This is a genomic window from Oribacterium sp. KHPX15, assembly GCF_900107835.1.
Classification (GTDB): domain Bacteria; phylum Bacillota; class Clostridia; order Lachnospirales; family Lachnospiraceae; genus Oribacterium.
In genome coordinates, this window is sequence record NZ_FNRG01000077.1 from 1 (window position 1) to 1,602 (window position 1,602).

Annotated in this window: 1 protein-coding gene; it reads right to left on the reverse strand. The window is 37.5% G+C overall.

Features of this window, described 5'->3' with window-relative positions; all coding sequences use genetic code 11:
- Window positions 1-71 precede the first annotated feature (71 nt).
- On the reverse strand, window positions 72-1,463 hold the full coding sequence (locus BLV86_RS17380) for an IS4 family transposase (protein WP_090820107.1): 1,392 nt from the start codon (window positions 1,461-1,463) through the stop codon (window positions 72-74).
- Window positions 1,464-1,602: the final 139 nt, after the last annotated feature.

The following is a 1,602-nucleotide window of genomic DNA, read 5'->3' on the forward strand; positions in this document are numbered from 1 at the left end:
ACTTAAACTTCCCACATAAATAGTGGGCATCGCACCTTGAAAACTCTATATTCTAGACTATAAAAATACAATTACGCCACTTTGTAATCACTTGTCAGAGCATCCTGCATATATTCAGGCAATCTGAAAAAGAAATCCTTATAGATTTCTTCAACTTGTTCGTCTGTGATATGAAGTATGTTCTTTATACTTGCAGTCATAGCCTCTACGAGTATGAAAAGAGAATGTTGGAATGTAATGTCTTCCATTTCCTGTAGCAGTACATAGAAGATTTCTCCTATCGTACGTTCGTCCTGATCTTTTCTTTGATATACAGAAAGATACATGTATCTGGCAAATACGATGGCCACATGAGCAGTAAGTGCATCGTATGAAAGACTATGGCATTCGGTTCTGAGTTGGAGCAATGATTTACATGTTTTGAAAAAAACTTCAATATTCCATCTTTTGCCATAAATACGGATGATTTCATCTTCGGATAAGGACATATCTGTGCATATGATTGCAAGCCAATCCTTTTTATTGGATCGGTTACGAACACAAACGATCTTGGCAGGAATTGATGGTTCATCCTTGGTTCCCTTACCTACTTTTACATCTACAGAGAGAAGGTATCTAGAACGCCCACGACGTTTCCTGTTTCTTGAATATATCTGTTTGATGTTAAGTCGACTGCCTTCATACTCATAGGTGATCTTGGAGCTGATCTTGACCATAGCTATAGTATTAAGATTCATCTCCTTGATTTTTAAAATGGTATTAGGATTTGAGAACCAACTATCAAACAGTACATACTTGGCACTGTGTCCGGCATTAACGGCATAGTTAAGCAGTTCCAGTAAAACATCTGGGGCCTTTGTGACAGCCATTTTTCTCCGTCTACCGGCAAGAGAGCGATTATCAACTTTGGTAAAATCTCCAAGCTGATTGGTTTCGTTTGAAGAAGCCAAAAGACTGAAGTTTATAGGAACAAAGGAATTGCCGTCAGACCAACTGAGAGTCAGAAGACGAAATCCCTTTTTGTATTTCATGGATACATGATCAAATACTTTGGAAGCCATTTGCGTGCACTTATAACCGGCTCTCTCGTAAAGAGAATCGTCTATGATAAATACATCTGCACGATCATCGCTTGTAAGCGGGTCAAAGAAATTCTTTATAACCGCTAATGCAAGTAAGGTTGTAAAACGAAGCCAGTTAAATCTCGGATCATTCAAAAACCTATAAAAAGTATTTTTTGAAAAAGATCCTGAGAAGTGGTTAGTCTTCATCTGCATGTACATGCTGCTTCTTGAAAAAACATTTACAAACTTATACCGAAAGATATTTATTACAGGGATTCCCTTTTGCTTTTCGGCATTGCATTTACGGAGTAAGTTACCTACCTTAAAGGTTGAAATAAAATCCGAAACTGAGCAATTAATTTCTTCCTCTGAGTGCTGTCCTTGTGGTAAGATATGCATATGGCGTAAGTCCTTTCTTGGTAAATGTTTTGTGGTAAATTCATTATACCTTATTTGAAAGCGACCTATGCCTTTTTATTTGTCTAAAGTATAGAGTTTTCAAGGTGCATCACACCTTTTGGGTGTGGGAAGTTTGAGT

Bases quoted from the DNA above. Each gene is read 5' to 3' on its own strand.
- BLV86_RS17380 (WP_090820107.1), bottom strand. From the start codon at position 1,463: ATGCATATCTTACCACAAGGACAGCACTCAGAGGAAGAAATTAATTGC.